A 14,781-nucleotide genomic window follows, 5' to 3' on the forward strand; every position below is an offset into this window, starting at 1 on the left:
CGGCCGGACAGCCGGTCCGCCGCCCGGGCGCCGCGGACGGGCCGCCCGCTCACCGGTCGCGGGTCAGCGCCCGGAAGCCCTCCAGCGTCTCCAGCAGGCGGCGGCCGTCCTCGCGAGCGGTCGGCGGCAGGCCCGCCAGCAGCTCGCCGACGGGGACGGGCGTCCGTTCGGCGAGGCGGTGCAGCAGCGGTTCCGCCTGCTGCCGCGTCAGCGGGCTGCGCAGCACGTGCCCGTTGGCGGCGCACAGCAGGGCCGCGCCGAGCGGCTCGTACAGCACCCGGGCGCGGGCCCGGACCGTCGTGGTGTCGGCCAGCGGGCGGGGCGTCCCGGGCGGCGGGGCGGGGCAGAGGCCGGATGCGCTCCAGGTGGCGAGCGAGGCGGTGGCGACCTGCTCGCGCATCCGGTCGGGGTCGAGGTACTCGCGGAAGACGCGCAGGGTCTGCTCCAGCGCTTCGGGCAGCGCGCCGTCCGCCGGCGGTTCGGGCGCCGACAGCGGCGCGGTGGCGGCGGGCAGCCGCACCAGGGCGGCGTCCGGGTCGACCGTCGCGTCCGGGGACCTGCCCAGCAGCAGGTCCTCCACGTCGTAGACCGCGCGGTGCTCGCCGCGCGGCACGCCGACGTTGACGCTGGTCGCGGCGCGGCCGTCGACGCTCTCGCCGACGTGGTAGTAGTCCGCGGGCCAGTACAGCAGGTCGCCGGGCTCCGGCTCGGCGGTGAACGAGTCGGCCAGGTGGGCCCGGTAGTCCAGCTTGGTGGTCACCGGCTCGGTCCACGGGCGCCGGCGCCAGAACCGCATCCGCTTGCGGCCTTCGACGGCGAACATGAAGGTGGCGAAGCGGTCCTGGTGGACGCCGACCGGGGTGTGCTCGTAGTTGCCGTGGAAGAGCGTGGTGATCGCCCCCGACAGCGGCAGCCCGGAGCGCTCCCACAGGGGTTCGAAGAACGCCCGCTGGCGTTCCCACTGCCCGGCGTGGAAGGCGTGGAAGGCGTGCACGACCAGCGCGTACCGCCGCTCCGCCGAGAAGGCCGCCAACTCGCCGTCCAGTCGCCGCCGGTAGCCGTCGAAGGTGCCGTCCTCGGCGCGCGGGAACCAGTCGGCGGGCTCGGTCTGCTGGAAGCGTCCGACGGCGAACTGGGCGTTCGGCGGCAGCAGGTACGGGCCGGCCGGACGGGTGGCGAGGGTGGCGGCGGCGAAGACCTCGGGCAGCTCGAACGGCGCCGGGCGGACGGCCTTGATCAGCACCGGGCGCCGGTCCCAGTGGCGTGCGGCGAACTCGTCCCAGTCGAGCGGGCCCCGGACGACGTCCAGGTCGCTCACGGGGGTGGTGGTCATCCGTCCGCCCTCCCGCCGTCCGTCAGGTCGACTCCGCGCAGTCGGTGGAGCGTGCGCAGCAGGGCGGTCACGGCGCCGTTGTGCTCGTCGGCGCCCACCGCCCGGCACAGTTCGCCGACCGTCGGTTCGCGGCCGGGCTCGAGCTGTCGGGCGATCCGTTCCCCGGCGGCCCCGCCGATCGGGAAGGCGTGCCCGTTGACGGCCCAGATCCATCGGCCGGGCCCGTCCGGCACCCGGACGATGTCGCTCACCACCCGCAGCCGCTGCCCGGGCGCGAGCGGGACGTCGGCGCGCGGCTCGGGCACCGGGTCCAGCCCGGCCGAGGAGCACCAGGCCGCCCACCGGACGCGCAGGGCGGCGGCCAGTTCCTCGCCCCCGGCGGCCGCGCGGACCGCCTCGCCGACGGCGCCCACCGGCGCGGCCGGGCCGAGCGGCCGGTCGGCGGGCGGCGGCCAGGGCAGGTGCGGCACCGTGCCGTCGTACGCCAGCCGGCCCCGGACCTCCTCGGCCAGCAGGTCCTTGACGACGCCGGTCGCCAGGTGCTGCGCGCGGGGGACGGAGATCCGCAGCGTCAGGCAGCCGTCGAGGTGGCGCTCGCGCCAGCGGGTGCCCTCCGGCCAGTACAGCAACTCACCCGCAGTGGCCCGCAGGACGCGCAACTCCCCGTCCTCCCGGTGCAGTTCGGCCTCCAGGGCGCCGGCCGTCACCCAGGTCAGCACGGCGTGTCCGGAGGGGGCGGCGAGGCCCCGGACGCGGGTGAAGTCGTCCCCCTCGGTCAGCTCGGCCTCGACCGGCAGGCACGGCCTACCGACGTGCCGCCACAGTTCGGCCAGGGCGTCGCGGACCGCCGACCACAGCGCCGGGTCGAGGTGCAGGCCTTGACGGACGCTCAGCAGGTAGCCGGCGTCCGTCCCGCTGCCGGGCGGTTCGCGGCGCAGCCTGGCCCGGTGGTCGGCCGCGCTCTCGGCGGCGTCGGGCAGCAGCCGGCCGGGCGCGCCGAGCCAGCCGAACGGGGTCTGCAGGCGGACCTGCGGCAGGGCCCGGAACACCGTGCCGGCCCGGAACGGCTCGCAGGCGGCGACGATCGTGCGGTGCAGGTGCGCCGGGTCCGCCGGGGCGGCCGCCGGGAGCAGGGCGGGTTCCTTGCCCCAGACGCGGGCCAGGGCCGGTCCGGTCCGGTCCGCGGCGGTCACGCCCGGGCTCCTTCGGGCTCGGGCGCCGGGTACTTCGCGGCGAGCAGGGCGGCGTAGTCGGCGAGCGGGCCGAGGCCGGCGGCGGCGCGGCGCTCGTCCACCCGGTCCGCGTCCTCGATCGGGCAGGGCCGCAGTTCGCCGCCCGGCGCCCGTTCGAACTTGGTGCCGTACAGCTGGCGGCCGCCCTCGGCGCGGCGCAGCGAGTCGGTGAGGTAGGCGACGTCGCTGCGGAGCATGTCGCCGCGTTCGGCCGCGGCCTCGATCAGGGTGAGGCAGGCGCGCAGGAACGCGAGGTCGCCGGTGTGGTGCTGGAGCAGGGCGCTCGCCGCCGCGGCGGCCTCCGCGCCGACCAGGCTCCGGCCGGGCCAGCCGTGTTCGGCGACCACGCCGCGCAGCCAGCCGATCCCGGTGCCGGTCAGCCGGTCGAGTTTCGCCTCCAGCTCGGGGTCGGTGAAGCCTCCGGCGGCCCAGGGGGTGCGCAGCGAGGCGTCGAGCCGGCCCAGCCGGAGCAGCCGGTCGCGGATCTCGTCGGCGTGCGGGTCGCCGAGCGGGTCGATGTGCAGCCGCAGTGTCGTCTCGTTCCACCGGTAGGTGATGCGGCGGGAGGCCTCCGGCCAGTCGAAGGACGCTTCGCCCTCGCGCGGGCCGCGCAGCACGAGCCGCACCCCGCGGTCGGGGTCGTGCAGTTCGGTCCGCTGCGGATCGAGGTCGCCGTGGACGTGTTCGACGGCGTCGCGCAGGGCGATGCCGAGGCCGGCGAGGTCCAGTTTGCCGCCTTCGCGGACGGCGGCGACCGGCGGCAGGGCGCCCTCGCCCCGCGTCGGGGCGTCGGCCGGTTCGGTGCGCAGTTCGCGGCCGGGCGGCATCCGCATCGCGAGCAGCGGGCCGCCGTCGGCCGTGCGGAAGAAGTACGGCACGTCGCCGCGGCCGAGTTGCTCCGACTCGCCGGTGGTGAACGGGACTTCGCCGCCGTCCGGGTACTCGGCCGTCGGGCGGGCGATCACTCGCAGCACGTGTCCGGCGGCCCGTTCGGCGAGGAACTCGGCGATCCGGGCGCGGTTGCGGCACATCAGGGTCCAGGCGTCGAACATGCCGCGCAGCATGGCGGTCAGGTGCGGGCCGTACCCGGTGCGGCCCTCGGTGTCGCCGACCACCGTGCGGGTCGTGGTCCGGGTCAGCGACCGGGTCCGGCGTTCCAGTCGCAGCGAGCCGTCCGGTCGGGTGCGCCAGCAGGTCGCGGGGCCGTCCGGTTCGCACCAGCGCGCAATGTTCTCCAGCCCGGCGTGGTGGTGCGTGGAGACTGCGGGGTCGAACAGCAGCCCGGTCTCGAACAGGCGCTTCGGGTCGGCGAAGTACGCCTCCAGGTCGACCGGGAACGGCAGCGGTTCGCCGTCCTCCGGGCGCTGTCCGATCAGCACGTTGCCGTCGATCAGGTCGGTGATCCCGAACGCGAACGCGGCGGCGGCCAGCGACCCGGCGCGGTGCCAGTAGCGGGCCGCAGCCCCGGGTTCGAGGACGGCGCCGCGCATGACCGTCCCGCCGTCGGCGCGCAGCACGCCCCACGCGTCCGGTGGCTCGATCCACTCCTGCCAGGAGTAGCAGGCGCGGTCCGGGCCGCTGCCCGGCCGGCTCCGCAGGGTCGGCAGCCGGATCGGGCCGGACGCCGGGGGCAGCGCGTCGAGCAGGGCGAACACCGAGTCCTCGACGTTCAGGAACAGCGTCTCGCCGGTGGCCGGCCGCGGCTTGTACGCGAGCCGCGAGCCGTCGGCGAAGTCGACGCGCAGCACCCGCTGTCCGCCGTTGTGGGTCTCCTCGCCGCTCGCCCACAGGCCGGTGACCGGGCGCTCGGACGGCCGGTCGCGGGCCAGCCGTTCCAGGAACAGCATCAGCGAACCCAGGAACTGGCCCACCCGCCGGGCCGCGAACGCGGCGGCGCACTCGGGCCGTCCGTCCGCGCAGGTCTCCAGCACCTCGGTGAGCAGCGGCCCGAACAGGTCGGCGTTCTCCAGCCGCAGCACCTTTGGATCGATCTGCCGGGCGTCGACCTCGACGCCCGCGGACCAGTCCTCGATCCGCCGCAGCACCTCGTGCAGCGGCGCGAACCGCCCGTCGGCCAGCGCGTGCGCCAAGGCCCGCGCGTCGGACGGGCCGCCCAGTGCGCGGTCGACGGCGAGCGTGCCGTCCGGCCCGGGGACGACCACCGGCGGGAACGCCCGGCCCACCCGGCCCTCGGCCAGCGCCGCCATCAACCGCCGCGTACCGGACGGGAGTTCGGGCGCGCGGGTGGCGCCGCCGAAGTCGCGCAGTTCCATTCAGCCCCTCGTCAGGTGGTCGATGCACGCCGCCGCGCGGCCGGCCGGGCCGGCACCGCGCGGCGGCGTGGTGCTGCGTCGCGCCCCGGGCCGGACAGGCCCTAGAACTCGGGGGAGCAGTAGATCCGGGTGCAGGTCGGCCAGGTGGACTGCTGGTGGGCCGGTGCGCCCTGCTCCAGCTCGCCGATCACCAGGTCGAACTCCGCGTCGGCGACGAGGGTGTCGCCCTGCGGCGGCTGTGCGGTCGAAGTCTCCATCGATGTTTCCCCTGTCGGTAGAAGTGGCGCGGCGACGGTCGGGGGCCGAACGGACTCGACGCCCTACGCTGCGCGGGGGGGGCTGTTTCGAGAGAAGGCGAACTCGGAAAACGCCTACTGCAGAACGCAGTAGAGGTGCAGGCCACAGGTCGTGGCACTCGGCGCGTGCTCCGGAGCGAGCTGCTCCAGTTCGCCGACCACCAGGTCGAACGCCTCGTCGAGGACGAGGGTGCCGGCCGGCGACGCTTGCAGGGTAGGAGCTTCCATGGAGGGTCCTCCTGACAAGAGCGCGGGGCAGGCCACCGCACCATCCGGTGACCGGGCGCCGTGCGGTTGACTGAATCTGCCGTGGTCGCGGACATGACACGACCGCCAGCAAGTGTTGCCCAGCCCGACCGCTTCGTCAACACAACTTACGCACCAGTACGCCGATTTCGGCGCGCCCGGCATCACCCGGACGGTTCGTGCGGAGACCGCGCGGGTCAGCGTCCGTCGGCGAGCGGCTCACCCTTCTCGAACCGCAGGATCTGCTCGCGCAGCACCCGCTTGGCCCGCGGCAGGAACGCACTGCTCGGGCCGCCGACGTGCGGGGTGATCAGCACCCCCGGCGCGCGCCAGAGCGGGTGGTCGGCGGGCAGCGGCTCCGGGTCCGTGACGTCGAGCGCCGCCCGCAGCCGCTCCGCGGAGAGTTCCGCCAGCAGCGCTGCGGTGTCGACGACCGGCCCCCGGGCGACGTTGACCAGCAGCGCGCCGTCCTTCATCCGGGCCAGGAACCCGGCGTCCACCAGATGACGGCTCTCCGGGGTCAGCGGCGTCAGCAGCACCACGACGTCCGCGGCCGGCAGCAGCTCCGCCAACTCCCCCACCCCGTGCACCCGTTCCTCGGGCCGGGCGCGCCGCGCGACCTTCACGACCTCGCACTCGAACGGCTCCAGCCGCGTGGCGAGCGCCCGCCCGATCGAGCCGTAGCCGAGGATGAGCACCGTCCGGTCGGCCAGCGACCGGTGGAACTCCTGCCTCCAGAGCCCCTGCTCCTGACGGCGCACGAACTGCGGCACGCCGCGCAGCGAGGCGAGGATCAACGTCACCGCCAGTTCGGCCGTACTGGCGTCGTGCAGCCCGCGCGCATTGCACGCGACGACCCCGTCCGGCACGTGCGGCAGCACATCGTCCATCCCCGCCGTCAGCGTCTGCACCGCCTTCAACGCCGGCAGCCGCCCGATCACCGGAAGCGCGACGGCGTGCCGCAGGTACGGCAGGCAGAAGAACTCCACCCCCCGCACCGCCTCGTCCGACGGCGCCGGCCCACCCCCGTCCCACACCACGGCGTCGAGCCCGTCGGGCAGACCCCCGATCTCCTCGGGCGGGTACGGAAGCAGGTAGCGAGCACTCATACCCCGACCCTAACCACCTCCGACCCCGCCCGACCGGGCGGCCCGGCAGCGCCGCTCGGCTCGGCTCGGCTCAGCGGCCGAAGCGGAGCACGAGCGTCGAGTCGACGGCGCGCTCGCCCGCCGACGTGCCGCAGCCGGCGCCGGTGCTGGTGCCCAGGCCCCGGACAGTGTCGTCGGCGAAGCGCGCGCTGTTCGCGGCGACATGACCGCTGACGTCCAGTGAGGCGGTGCCGTTCACCTTCACCACCTCGGTCCGGTCGAGTTCGAACGTGGAGATGGCGGTGTCGCTCCAGTACACGGTCGTGCTGGAGGTGTCGCCGTGTTCGTCCCCCGTGCACCGCGCCGCCGGCACCGTCACCGTCCGCGCGAACTTCCCGGACGCCACGGGCGCACCGCCCTGGTCCACGCAGGTCACCGTCCCGGTCACGACCAAGGTGTCGGCCACCGGAACACTGACACCCCCCGGCTCCACGGCATCGGCGAACGTCCCGCGCCCGTTGAACACGCACGTGGCGTCGGTCGTCGGCGCGTCGGAACCGGTACGGGCATAGGCGTCGGCCATCAGCGGCACCAGCGAGAGCAACGGAGCGGCAGCCAGCAGGGTGCCGCGGACAGCGGTCGTCATGAGGTCGGCATTCTCCCGTTCTCTCGTCGGCAAGCGGTGGCAAACGGTGGCAACTCGGCGGACCAACGACCCCCACCCCCCGGGGTTACGCCCACTACCCCACCCGGGTGAGCGGACGGCCGCGCGGCGGCATCCCGGCCTCGGGCCGGTTCGGGACCCGAGGGCGAGGCCCCGCCCGGGGCCGTCCGAGGTAAGAACCGTGACAGGTTCGCAGGGAGTCGCGCACGATCCGTTACGTTCCGTGCTGGACAGCCGTCCACCCCGTCCCACTCTTCGCACGGAGCGCCAGAAATGCGTCTTCGCTCGTTGTTCACCGTCTCACTCGCCTGCGCCCTGCCGCTGACCGGCCTGGCAGGCGTCGGAACCGCCGCCGCCCGACCGGGGGACGTCCGGAGCGTTCTCCCGGACGACTGTCCGGTGCGGACCGTCCCGCCGGTCGAGCACCCGGAGCTCTACTACTGCAAGGACCCGCGGCTCGGCCCCGCCGTCCTGCCCAACACCGAGCCGGTCGCGACCCTCCTGAGGGGATATCAGCGGTTCGGCGGGCTGAGTGCCACCAACTTCGTGAAGCTGTACGCCAAGGCGGACACCGGCGACTGGGAGTACCCTGCCGACCGCGGCTTCCAGCGGCTCGACGGCAAGGTCGACCAGACCAGGTGGACCGTCCCGGTCGGCACCAAGCTGGACCGCTTCGGCGAGCTCAAGGGCGGCTACATCTCCGACCCCGGCACGCCGCTCACCCAGCGCTCGATGACACCGGACACGCTCAACCCGGACAGCAACGGCAAGGTCTACCACTGCCTGAACACCCTGAAGCCGTTCGACGTGCAGCGTGGGCACATCGCGGCCTTCGCCGCCATGCCCGGCGGCGGCATCCAGGAGTGGCTCGACCGGACGCTCAAGCCCGCCGAACTGGGCGACAAGGACTACAAGATCGACGTCCTGATCGCGGAGAAGTACCTCGAAGAGGTCTCCGCCGACCACTGCGTGGTGACGCCCACCGGCGCCTGACGACCCGCCGCACCGCCCCCGGGCGCGTGGCCCGCGCCCGGGGGTGTGGCCCGCGCCCGGGGGTGTGGGCGTCACTTCCAGCCGGCGTGGACGGAGTTGGCGTCCTGGATCTTCTTCCAGGACTTCGGTTCCGCCGGCAGCGCCCCCTCACTCGGGCGCGCGGTCGCAGCCGCGGCGGCGTTCGGCACCGGGCCGACGGCGGGCTTGCCGAGGGTGAACAGCCAGGTGGTGAACACGTCGGCGAGGCTCCGGCCGGAGAGCCTCTCCGCGAACGCCTGGAAGTCCTGGACGGTGGCGTTGCCGTACCGGCGCTCGGTGGGCCAGCCCTTCAGGATGCGGAAGAACGTCTCGTCCCCGACGGTGTTGCGCAGCGCCTGGAGGGCCATCGCGCCGCGCAGGTAGACCGGCCAGGCGAAGAGGTGATCGACCCCCGGGTCGCCCGGCTTGACGGTCCAGAACACGTGGTCGGCCGGGTAGCGGGCGTAGGCGTAGTCGGCCAACTCCTGTGCGGTGCCCTCGTTCTCGTGCTCGGACCAGAGGAACTGCGCGTATTCGGCGAAGCCCTCGTTCAGCCAGATGTCGCTCCAGCGGGAGAGCGAGACGCTGTCGCCGTACCACTGGTGGGCCAGCTCGTGCACGACGACCGAGGTGTTGGAGCCGTCCGCGAACAGGCCGGGGCCGTAGACGATCCGGGTCTGGGTCTCCAGGGCGCCGCTGGACGGGATGTTGGGCACCAGGCCGCCGACCGAGCTGAACGGGTACGCGCCGAAGTAGTCGCTCAGCCAGTCCACCAGCTCGCCGGTGCGCTCCACGCTCGCCCGGGCCGCGGCCGCGTCCTCCCCGAGGTCCTTGCTGTAGGCGTTGTAGATCGGCACCCCCTTGGACGAGGTGTCCTGGGTGATGTCGAACTTCCCGATCGCCAGGGTCGTCAGGTAGGTGGCCTGCGGCTTGTTCTCGCGCCAGTTGAACCGTGTCCAGCCCGCCTGCGAAGTGGTACTGGTCAGCACGCCGTTGCTGACCACCTGGGTGCCGTTCGGCACCATCACCGAGACGTCGTAGGTCGCCTTGTTGCTCGGGTGGTCGTTGTTGGGGAACCACCAGGTGGAGCCGTAGGGCTCACCGGACACCACCCCGCCGTCCGGGGTGCGGTGCCAGGCGCTGTAGTCGTACAACGTCGCGGCCGACGGCACGTCCTTGTAGCGCACCACCACGGTGACCGGGGTCCCCTTGGGCAGCGGCCGGGCCGGGGTGATCTCCAACTCCTGGTCGCCGCTGGTGGCGAAGGTCGCGGGCCGCCCGTTGACCAGGACCTCGGAGACCTTCAGCACGAAGTCGAGGTTGAACCGGGAGAGGTTCTCGGTGGTCGTGGCCAGGATGGTCGTGGTGCCCTCCAGCTCGTCGGTGGTGGGCTGGTACTTCAGCCGGATGTCGTAGTGCGAGACGCGGTACCCACCGTTGCCCGCGGTGGGGAGGTACGGGTCTCCCACGCCGTCCGCACCCGGCTGGAAGCCGGAGGCCGAGGCGGGGACGGCCAGGAACAGGCTCAGGGCACTGGCAGCAGAAACGATCAACCTCTTGCGCACGTGGTCCTCCAGGGATCATCGGGACGATCGGGGTTGCCTCGATCCTTGTCCCGGCGACCGCCCTTCCACTCCCCGCCGATGAGAACTTCATGAAACGTCGACACGGCGGTACAGCGGCGGCACAGCGGCGGTACAGCCGCGGCACAGGGCTGCCACAGCATCGGTCAAATCCCTTTGACACGACCGGAGTTGACCGCGTATCGGGTCAGCCGGCGCGGAAGGCGCCCGCCCTGGCGGCGGCTTCGGCGGCAGCGGCGGCCCGGTCGGCGGCGGCCTCGTCCAGCGGTTCGGCCGTGGTGAGCATCCGGTAGTAGAGCGGTGCGGAGACGGCGCGGACGACCTCCTCCGGGTCGGTGCCGGCCGGCACCTCGCCGCGTTCGACGGCCTCGGTCACGCAGGGGGCCCACTCCGCCACCCGGACCCGGTAGAAGCGGTGCAGCGCCTCGGCGGCGGCCGGATCGCCGGCGGCGGCGACCAGCACGGCCCGGAAGAGCGCGCCCTGCCGGGGATCGGCCAGGGTGCGCCGGACCAGGCGGGCGTTGGCGCGCAGGTCCTCGTGCAGCGATCCGGTGCGGGCGCGCGGCAGCGACTGCTCCGCCATGCCGGTGAGCACGTCGGCGAGCAGCGCGCCGACGGTTCCCCAGCGCCGGTAGACGGTGGTGCGCCCGACCTCGGCGCGCCGGGCGACGTCGCCGAGGTCGAACCCGGCGAACCCGACCTCGACGAGCGCGTCCTCGGCGGCGCGCAGCACGGCGGCCCGGACCCGGGCGGTGCGGCCGCCCGGCCTCTGCATGCCGGCGGGGGTCGATGATGTCATTAACGGGACTCCTGTTCCATTAGCGCGGCCCAGCGTGTTACGGTCTCCCCATCTTAACGGCACCATAGTCCCGTTAGCGAAGGAGTACCTGTCATGGAGTACCGCCGCCTCGGCGCATCCGGCCTCGTCGTCCCCGCCCTCTCGCTGGGCACCGGCACCTTCGGCGGCCGCGGCCCGCTGTTCGCCAACTGGGGCGCCACCGACGCCCGGGAGGCCCGCCGCCTGCTCGACATCGCGATCGACGCGGGGCTGACCATGTTCGACTCCGCCGACGTCTACTCCGACGGCGCGTCGGAGGAGGTCCTCGGCCAGGCGATCAAGGGCCGCCGCGACCAGGTCCTGATCTCCACCAAGGCCGGCCTGCCCACCGGTGACGGCCCGCTGGACGCCGGCACCTCCCGGGCCCGGCTCACCACCGCCGTGGACGCCGCGCTGCGCCGGCTCGGCACCGACCACATCGACCTGTTCCAGTTGCACGCCTTCGACGCCGGCACGCCGGTCGAGGAGGTGCTGGCCACCCTGGACGACCTGGTGCGCGCCGGGAAGATCCGCTACACCGGCGTCTCCAACTTCGCGGGCTGGGAGTTGATGAAGTCGCTGGACGCCGCCGACCGGCACGGCCGCACCCGCTACGTCGCCAACCAGGTCTACTACTCCCTGATCGGCCGGGACTACGAGTGGGAGCTGATGCCGCTCGGCCGGGACCAGGGCGTCGGCGCGCTGGTGTGGAGCCCGCTCGGCTGGGGCCGCCTCACCGGCCGGATCCGCCGCGGCACCCCGCTCCCCGCCGACAGCCGCCTGCACGCCACCGCGGACTACGGCCCGCCGGTGGACGAGGAACTGCTGTACGACGTGGTGGACGTGCTGGACGCGCTCGCCGAGGAGACCGGCCGCACCGTCCCGCAGATCGCGATCAACTGGCTGCTGCGCCGGCCCACCGTCTCCTCGGTGATCATCGGCGCCCGCAACGAGGAGCAGCTCCGGCAGAACCTCGACGCGGTCGGCTGGGAGCTGACGCCCGAACAGGTGGCCCGGCTCGACGCGGTGAGCACCCGCGAGGCGCCGTACCCCTACTTCCCCTACCGCCGCCAGGAGGGCTTCGCCCGCCTCAACCCGCCCATGGCGGGCTGACGTTCGGCGGAAGGAAACCGGCCGGTGCCCGACCGGGCGTGAAAGGCGGCTTGCAGCGGGGTGGACACCGGCAGTCGAGCGCAATCACGCCGTGCCGCAACAACGGGTTGCCCGCCGCCCGCGAGGCGATCGGCGATACCACGCATGCGAAGAGACGGCCCGCGCCTGCGGCGATCGGACTGCGGCGGCCCGGTTCGATTTTCGACGATGCCCGTTCGCCGTCGATCTGCCGGGAAATCCGCTCTGCACGCGGGTATTTTCTCGGCTTCGCACATGGTATTCCGCGGGGATTTTCCGGATTTCCCGCCGGGCCGAGGACGTGCGAGCTCCGGTATCAACGGCCTTGCCCCGCAGCGGGGTTGCCCCGCCCGGTGTCCTGCTGCCGGGGCGGCGCCGTTTCGGGCCCGCGGTGGGGGCAATGCCCACCCGCGTATCACCGGCCCGCTTCCCGCCGGGCCGTTCCGTCCGCGGTTCTCGCCCACACCGGCACCGGCCCGCGACAGCGCGACGGCCGGCCCGCGACAACAGAGCGACCCGACGGCCGGGCTCGCGGCGAGCAGGGCGGCCCGACGGCCCGACGGCCCGACCGGAGACCGCCCGCAACGACGCGGCGCCGGCCCGGACCACGGGGGTGAGGTCCGGGCCGACGCCGGTCGGCCTGTGGGGAGTTCGGCTACTTGGACTCTGCCGTCATCTTGTCGCCGTCGATGGTGAGCTTGAGTTCGGGCAGCGGATCCTTGGCGGGTCCGTGCTTCACCGAGCCGTCGGCGATGTCGAAGTCGGTGTCGTGGCAAGGGCAGTGGATCGCGCCCTTCTTCACCTTCGTCACCAGGCAGCCGTGGTGCGTGCAGATCGCGCTGAAGGCGCGGAACTCACCGCTCTTGGGCTGCGTGACGACGACCTTCTGGTCGGCGTAGATCTTTCCGCCGCCGACCGGCACGTCACTGGGCTTGCCGAGCGAGACCGGTTCCGTGGGCACGGCGCCGGGGGTGTAGTGCGTGGTGGGCGCGCAGGACGTGGCGGTGACACCGACGATCGCGGTGACGCCTGTCGCCGTGGCGCCCTGCAGCACGGTGCGGCGGGAGGGGGGCTTCGATTCCGAGGCGTTGTCAGTCACATGAGCATGTTCCGACAGGCGACTTGAGCGGCACTGGAGTCGCGGGCGGCCGGCTCGCGGGCGGGCGCCCGCCCGCGAGCCACTCCCCCGCCGTCCGGCGGCGCGGCCCCGCCCCGCCCCGCCCTGCCCTGCCCTGCCGGAAGAACAGGCGCACCGCCGGAACGAAATTCCAAACACCCGACTCGGCGCGCCGATCACGCTCCGGCCCGACAACCGCTCACCGGCAGCCGACTTCACCCGCCCCACCCTCGCCGCAGCACAACCGACCTGGTCCTGACAGGACTTGCAGATACTTGCAGAGCCCCGTGACGGGATGATTCCATTGCGCCCAATGGCTTCGTTGGCATATCCGTACGGGGGTTCACATGGAGCGTTCAGGTCAGCGTACAAGAGAATTCGGTGGAGAAATCAGAATTCTTCTCCTCGCCGAAGACTCTCTCATTCGTGTCGGAATTACTGCTCTTCTTCAGCTGTCCGACGATCTGTCGGTCATCGCCGAAACGCAGGACGAGGAAATAGCCCACACTCTCGCCCTGGAGCTGGAGCCGGACATCACGGTGCTCAGCGCTTCCGCGGAGGCGCCGTTCCGGGGCGCCGTGGTCGAACGGCTCTCCGCGGTCAGCCGGCTGGTCTACGTCGGCGCCTGCCGGCCCGACGTCGCCCACCAGGTGATCACCTGCGGGGCGGCGGCCGTCTTCGACCCGCGGGGGCGGCCACAGGCGCTGCCCGACATCATCCGGGTGGCCGCCGCGGACGACACGCTGATCATGCCGACCTGCGGTCCGCTGCGGATGAACCGGCTCCCGGCGGCGTGGCGGGCGTCCGAGGACCGCGACCTGCCGCTGGCCCCGGACGCGCTGACCAACAGGGAGGCCGAGGTGCTGCTCCTGCTGGCGCAGGGCTACGCCAACCAGGAGATCGCCGACAAGCTCTCGGTCTCCTCGGCCACCATCCGCTCGCACGTCCACCACCTGCTGACCAAACTCAGCGTCCGCAGTCGGGCCCACGCGGTGGCGCTCGCCTATGAATCCGGGCTGATCAGGGCGGTCGAACAGGGGCTGCGACAGCCGGCCTGACCGGGCGACGGGGTCGGCACCGGGCAGGGCGCCGGGTCGGGGGGCCCGCCGGGTCGGGGGGCCCGCAGCGGACTGCCCGCCGACCCGGCACGCGCTACGCCAGGTTGCCGACCGGGTCGGCGTCGAGGGCCCCGGCGACCGTGCCGAGGATCTCGACCACCGAGGCGTGCAGGAAGAAGTGGTCCCCGGGCAGCAGCTCCAGCCGGGCCCTGGCGGTGGTCTGGGCCCGCCAGCCGTGCAGTGCCTGCGGTCGCACGGACGGATCCGCCGTGCCCCCGAAGACGGTGATCGGCACCGTCAACGGGGGCTCCGGGCGGTAGTGGTAGGTCTCCAGCACCGAGAAGTCGGCCCGCAGGGTGGGCAGCATCAGCTCCATCAGCTCCCGGTTGTCCAGCAGCTCCGGCGGGGTGCCGCCGAGGAAGCGCAGCTCCCGCTTGACCTCCTCGTCGGTGGCCGCGTGGATCTGCGGACGGGTGCGCGGCGCGTCCGGCGCCGAGGCGCCGGAGAGGAACAGGTGCTCCGGCCCGGCCGCACCGCGCCGCCGCAGCTCCCGGCAGAGCTCGAACGCCAGCAGCGCGCCCATGCTGTGCCCGAAGAACGCGAACGGCCGGTCCAGCGCCGGTTCCAGCTCGGTCGCCAGCAGGGCGACCAGCGACCGCAGTCGGGAGACCGGGCTCTCGCCCAGCCGGCGTCCGTGGCCCGGCAGCTCCACCGGGCAGACCTCGACCCGGTCGTCGGCGAGCGCGCTCCATCCCCGGTAGAGCGAGGCGGCTCCGCCCGCGTACGGCAGGCAGAGCAGCCGGACCCGGCCGGGAGGCAGCTGCCGCGGAACGTCGGCGAGGGCCGCGGACCGGGCGGGGCCGGTGGCGGTGGCGGTGGCGGGGTACATCAATCACCTCCGGTCCGTCCCGGCGGGCGGACCCGCCGGGACG

Annotated in this window: 14 protein-coding genes; 3 read left to right on the forward strand and 11 right to left on the reverse strand. The window is 73.5% G+C overall.

Annotated features, from left to right (window positions below; genetic code table 11):
- Positions 1-49: 49 nt before the first annotated feature.
- From AMK19_RS17980 to AMK19_RS18000, 7 genes are all read right to left on the reverse strand, one after another.
- Positions 50-1,333, reverse strand: coding sequence for a JmjC domain-containing protein (locus AMK19_RS17980; protein WP_083646970.1), 1,284 nt, complete (start codon positions 1,331-1,333; stop codon positions 50-52).
- Positions 1,330-2,526 (reverse strand): hypothetical protein, encoded by a 1,197-nt coding sequence (locus AMK19_RS17985; RefSeq protein WP_083646972.1) that lies wholly within the window; start codon positions 2,524-2,526, stop codon positions 1,330-1,332. The genes AMK19_RS17980 and AMK19_RS17985 overlap by 4 nt, the downstream gene beginning before the upstream one ends.
- Positions 2,523-4,838, reverse strand: a complete 2,316-nt coding sequence (locus tag AMK19_RS17990) for a DUF4135 domain-containing protein (RefSeq protein WP_073812857.1) — start codon at positions 4,836-4,838, stop codon at positions 2,523-2,525. Before AMK19_RS17990 ends, AMK19_RS17985 begins: the two co-directional genes overlap by 4 nt.
- Positions 4,839-4,939: 101 nt before the next feature.
- Positions 4,940-5,095 (reverse strand): hypothetical protein, encoded by a 156-nt coding sequence (locus tag AMK19_RS36545; RefSeq protein ID WP_198953360.1) that lies wholly within the window; start codon positions 5,093-5,095, stop codon positions 4,940-4,942.
- A gap of 114 nt (positions 5,096-5,209) precedes the next feature.
- Positions 5,210-5,362 carry a hypothetical protein gene (locus tag AMK19_RS36030; RefSeq protein WP_158071921.1) on the reverse strand — a complete coding sequence of 51 codons (153 nt, stop codon included), beginning with the start codon at positions 5,360-5,362 and terminating at the stop codon, positions 5,210-5,212.
- 215 nt (positions 5,363-5,577) lie between these two features.
- On the reverse strand, positions 5,578-6,489 hold the full coding sequence (locus AMK19_RS17995) for a 2-hydroxyacid dehydrogenase (protein WP_073812859.1): 912 nt from the start codon (positions 6,487-6,489) through the stop codon (positions 5,578-5,580).
- Between the two features lie 70 nt (positions 6,490-6,559).
- Complete coding sequence (locus AMK19_RS18000) at positions 6,560-7,114, reverse strand: hypothetical protein (protein WP_073812860.1); 555 nt, start codon at positions 7,112-7,114, stop codon at positions 6,560-6,562.
- 291 nt (positions 7,115-7,405) lie between these two features.
- Here AMK19_RS18000 and AMK19_RS18005 point away from each other — a divergent pair, with 291 nt between their 5' ends.
- Positions 7,406-8,125, forward strand: a complete 720-nt coding sequence (locus AMK19_RS18005; RefSeq protein WP_073812862.1) for a TNT domain-containing protein — start codon at positions 7,406-7,408, stop codon at positions 8,123-8,125.
- A gap of 71 nt (positions 8,126-8,196) precedes the next feature.
- Here the strand turns inward: AMK19_RS18005 and AMK19_RS18010 are convergent, their stop codons facing one another.
- Together AMK19_RS18010 and AMK19_RS18015 are read right to left on the reverse strand one after the other, a co-directional pair.
- Positions 8,197-9,708 carry a M1 family metallopeptidase gene (locus AMK19_RS18010; protein WP_073812863.1) on the reverse strand — a complete coding sequence of 504 codons (1,512 nt, stop codon included), beginning with the start codon at positions 9,706-9,708 and terminating at the stop codon, positions 8,197-8,199.
- A 205-nt stretch (positions 9,709-9,913) separates the two neighbouring features.
- Positions 9,914-10,525 carry a TetR/AcrR family transcriptional regulator gene (locus AMK19_RS18015; protein ID WP_073812865.1) on the reverse strand — a complete coding sequence of 204 codons (612 nt, stop codon included), beginning with the start codon at positions 10,523-10,525 and terminating at the stop codon, positions 9,914-9,916.
- 93 nt (positions 10,526-10,618) lie between these two features.
- On the opposite strand from AMK19_RS18015, the gene AMK19_RS18020 reads away from it, so the two are divergent.
- Positions 10,619-11,656, forward strand: a complete 1,038-nt coding sequence (locus tag AMK19_RS18020; RefSeq protein WP_073812867.1) for an aldo/keto reductase — start codon at positions 10,619-10,621, stop codon at positions 11,654-11,656.
- 673 nt (positions 11,657-12,329) lie between these two features.
- On the opposite strand, the gene AMK19_RS18025 is transcribed toward AMK19_RS18020, so the two are convergent.
- Complete coding sequence (locus AMK19_RS18025) at positions 12,330-12,773, reverse strand: Rieske (2Fe-2S) protein (protein WP_073812868.1); 444 nt, start codon at positions 12,771-12,773, stop codon at positions 12,330-12,332.
- A gap of 557 nt (positions 12,774-13,330) precedes the next feature.
- Here AMK19_RS18025 and AMK19_RS18030 point away from each other — a divergent pair.
- Positions 13,331-13,849 (forward strand): helix-turn-helix transcriptional regulator, encoded by a 519-nt coding sequence (locus tag AMK19_RS18030; protein WP_073812870.1) that lies wholly within the window; start codon positions 13,331-13,333, stop codon positions 13,847-13,849.
- A gap of 94 nt (positions 13,850-13,943) precedes the next feature.
- On the opposite strand, the gene AMK19_RS18035 is transcribed toward AMK19_RS18030, so the two are convergent.
- Positions 13,944-14,738, reverse strand: a complete 795-nt coding sequence (locus AMK19_RS18035) for a thioesterase II family protein (RefSeq protein ID WP_083646977.1) — start codon at positions 14,736-14,738, stop codon at positions 13,944-13,946.
- Between the last annotated feature and the right edge of the window lie 43 nt (positions 14,739-14,781).

It is taken from the genome of Kitasatospora sp. CB01950 (assembly GCF_001905465.1).
Classification (GTDB): Bacteria; Actinomycetota; Actinomycetes; order Streptomycetales; family Streptomycetaceae; genus Kitasatospora.